This window comes from Anaerosolibacter sp., assembly GCF_029240175.1.
GTDB lineage: Bacteria > Bacillota > Clostridia > Peptostreptococcales > Thermotaleaceae > Anaerosolibacter.
Window position 1 is genome coordinate 1 of record NZ_JARBTM010000049.1, and the last position, 3,798, is coordinate 3,798.

3 protein-coding genes and 1 pseudogene are annotated in these 3,798 nt (G+C 40.8%); all 4 read left to right on the forward strand.

Features of this window, described 5'->3' with window-relative positions:
* A pseudogene (locus K0R93_RS19040) lies at nt 1–286 on the forward strand (PTS mannitol transporter subunit IIBC); the annotation flags it as partial.
* 194 nt (nt 287–480) lie between these two features.
* A complete protein-coding gene (locus tag K0R93_RS19045; RefSeq protein WP_300304963.1) occupies nt 481–2,640 on the forward strand; it encodes a BglG family transcription antiterminator in 2,160 nt (719 codons plus the stop codon).
* A gap of 12 nt (nt 2,641–2,652) precedes the next feature.
* Nucleotides 2,653–2,847, forward strand: a complete 195-nt coding sequence (locus K0R93_RS19170; protein ID WP_330685232.1) for a hypothetical protein — start codon at nt 2,653–2,655, stop codon at nt 2,845–2,847.
* Nucleotides 2,831–3,798: PTS mannitol transporter subunit IICB (locus K0R93_RS19050; RefSeq protein WP_330685233.1), on the forward strand; the 968-nt coding region annotated here is incomplete at its 3' end. The genes K0R93_RS19170 and K0R93_RS19050, both read left to right, overlap by 17 nt.

A 3,798-nucleotide genomic window follows, 5' to 3' on the forward strand; every position in this document is an offset into this window, starting at 1 on the left:
GACAGAGACGAAGATCAGCAAAATCGTAGTAGCCTGTGATGCAGGTATGGGTTCAAGTGCTATGGGTGCATCAACCCTAAGGAACAAGCTAAAGCAAGCAGGTGTAAAGGTGGAAGTAGTCAATACAGCCATTGACCAAATCCCAGGAGATGCAGACCTGATCATTACCCATGAGAGCTTAACCCAACGGGCAAAGAACCAAGCGCCTGGGGCAGAGCATATCTCTATAACAAATTTCATAGGCAGTCCTGTATATGATGAGCTAGTAGAAAGATTATCAAAATAGTTCCCAACGAAAGCAGTGGAGATAGGCATCTCTGCTGCTTTTATTTTGAACAATATATTTATAAATGTCACTAATAAATGATGACAAACAAAATTATGTTTTCTTTGATTTAAAAGGTTTGAAGGGTATATAATAAAATAAAGAAAATTAAGAATTTAAAAATGTCACTAATTCAAAGATAGGGGTGAGCAAATGTGAGTGAGTTGCTGTTAACTGCTCGAGGAAAGCAGATTCTAAAGATGATTGGCGATGCGTCAAAACCAATTACCATAGGGGATATTGCACGAAACCTAGATGTCAGCCCCAGAACAATCTTAAGAGAAATGCCTATTGTAGAACAATGGTTAGAAAAAAATGATTTCAAGCTAATGAAGAAAACAAAGGTAGGCGTGCAGCTTATAGCAACCTTAGAAGAGCGAAGAAGACTCATTACCATGTTGGACGCGGAATCTGTGGAGTTGGAATTCACACCAGAGAATAGACAATCACTCATCATTAGTGAACTTTTACAAAATAATGAACCTACAAAGCTCTATTATTTTTCCTCTTTGTTTAAAGTATCTGAGGGTACCATCAGTCATGATTTAGACAAAGTAGAGGTATGGTTGAACAAGCATGAACTAACCCTGATTCGGAAACCTGGTTTAGGTGTTTATGTTGAAGGGAATGAAAATTCTTTTAGAAGGGCAATGATCACCATACTGTATGAAAACTTAGATGAAGATCAGCTGTTAAAGATCACCCGTCAAAATCTAGCAGGGATGGGTAAGAAGGCAGAAAGTATTGAAATCAGTGCCAGCAATCGGTTGATGAATATGATTGACAAGGATGTCATTAAAACCATTGAGGAGATCATCGGTGGGGCAGAAGCCAATTTGGAATACAAGCTGACGGACAGTGCCTATGTAGGACTGATTGTACATCTGGCGTTGGCCATTCAGAGAATAAAAAACAATGAAAGAATCGTCATGAAAGAAGAGTTTTTAAAGGAGTTATCCCAAAGCGGGGAATATAAAATAGCTGAGAAAATAGCAGCAGAGATCACTCAGTCAGCTGAAATTGAGATTCCAAGGGATGAGATAGGCTATATCACCATGCATCTGAAAGGCGCCAAGATGCGAAATGGAATTTACGACCATAATGATTTCAAGGATACAGGAGAATTTATTATCGGTAACTTTGAACTGACCCAGTTGGCCAATCAAATGATAAAGGTAGCTGAGAAGGAAGCTGGCTATATATTGAAGGATAATGAGAATTTGCTTTTTGGTCTTATCAGCCATCTAAGACCCGCTGTCAACAGGCTAAAAATGAACTTAGATATTCGAAATCCATTGTTGGGAAAGATTAAGCAGATGTATCCAGAGATATTTAAGATCAGCGAGAAATGCGCCGAGGTCGTAAACAAACGTTTTGATGTGGTAATGCCTGAGGCGGAGATTGGATATATTGCCATGCATTTCGGTGCAGCCATAGAGAAAAAACGACAGGCCAGCCATAGACAACGGGTTTATCGGGTGATCGTTGCCTGTACAAGTGGGATAGGAACTTCAAGACTTTTGGCAACGCGACTCAGAAAAGAGTTTCAGAATATAGATATTGTGGATATTGTCTCAACCATACACATCGACGAAGAATGGTTGAAGGACAATAAAATCGATTTAATCATTACCACTGTATATATGGAGGGACACAATGTTCCTGTGATACAGGTAGATCCATTATTGATCGAAGAAAACAAAAAGAAGCTTCAAAATATATTGGAACACCTTAATGTACATCTTGATCACGAACTTCCGGCAATAGCCCGCAGCAATATGGATTTGAAAGAACGCTCCTACGCCATGAAAGAATATGGAGAAGGTGTAATTGAAATTTTGGAGGGATTTTTCTTTAAAGAAGAATTAGAAGCGGAGGATATGGAGCAGCTCATTCGACAGGCGAGTCAGATCATTGCAGACAATAAAGGCGATGCAGCAATGATTGAACAAGACCTTCTAGACCGGGAACGGAAGGGAAGCACAGTATTGAATAAAAAACAAATGATGCTGCTGCACTGCCGCACCAGGGCTATGGATCGACTAAGGGTGGGTGTACTTCGCCTAAAGGATGAAAAGCCCGTGTATTGTCTAAATGGGAATCATGAACAGGAGCAGGTTAAAACATGCTTAGTCATGATTACACCTATGAATAAAAGCAAGAGGCATCTGGAAGTGATTAGTCAAATTAGCAGGAGTTTGATTGACGAGCCAACACTTACGGATGTACTATCAAATGGTTCCCAGGAAGAAGTATTTAGTGAGCTAAACAAGATCTTGAGCAAGTTTTTGAATGTAAAGACCAATATGATATAGAGGGGGATTCATATGTCACAAAGTACATCAGCAAGTGTAAAGGGCCCAGAAGGCAAAGGAACCAGAGAAGGAATTCAAAGGTTCGGTAGATTTTTAAGCGGTATGGTAATGCCAAACATTGGTGAGTGCCCTGGTAGGACCTATGATCACATACCTGCTTCCACTCCTTATCGGTTATACAGGAGGAAAAATGGTGGCAGACACTAGAGGTGGTGTTGTAGGTGCTGTGGCAACCATGGGTGTTGTAGTAGGTGCAGGCGTACCAATGTTTCTTGGTGCCATGATCATGGGGCCTGTTGGGGGCTATGTGATCAAAAAGTTTGATCAAGCTGTAGAAGGAAAAGTTGCATCAGGGTTTGAAATGCTGGTAAATAACTTCTCCGCAGGAATCCTTGGTGCCATTTTGGCATTGGTAGCTTATGTGGGTATAGGACCTGTGGTATTGTCACTAAACAATATATTAAAAGCTGGAGTAGAAGGCATCGTAAATGCAGGATTGCTGCCAATCACATCTCTATTCATCGAACCAGCAAAGATTATGTTCTTAAACAATGCCATCAACCATGGCGTATTAGGACCATTAGCTATACAGGATGCCAGTTCATTAGGAAAGTCTATCTTCTTTTTACTGGAGACAAATCCAGGACCTGGTTTAGGTATACTATTGGCATATTGGATGTTCGGTAAAGGAATGACAAAGCAGTCAGCACCAGGAGCAATCATTATTCATTTTCTAGGTGGAATACATGAAATATATTTCCCATATGTGTTGATGAACCCACTATTACTTTTAGCAGTTATAGCAGGGGGAGCCAGCGGCGTATTTACCTTTGTCATCACAGGAGCAGGCTTGATAGCAGCACCATCTCCTGGAAGTATATTCGCCCTATTGGCCATGACACCAAAGGGAGGATTCTTCGGAGTAATTGCAGGTATAGCCGTATCTGCAGCCGTATCCTTTTTGGTAGCATCCTTCTTCATTAAAGTGAAAAAGGATGATGGCAGTGAAGGAGATCTAGACAGTGCCAAGGAGAAAGTACAACAATTAAAGGGTAAGAAGACAGAGACGAAGATCAGCAAAATCGTAGTAGCCTGTGATGCAGGTATGGGTTCAAGTGCTATGGGTGCATCAACCCTAAGGAACAAGCTAAAGCAAGC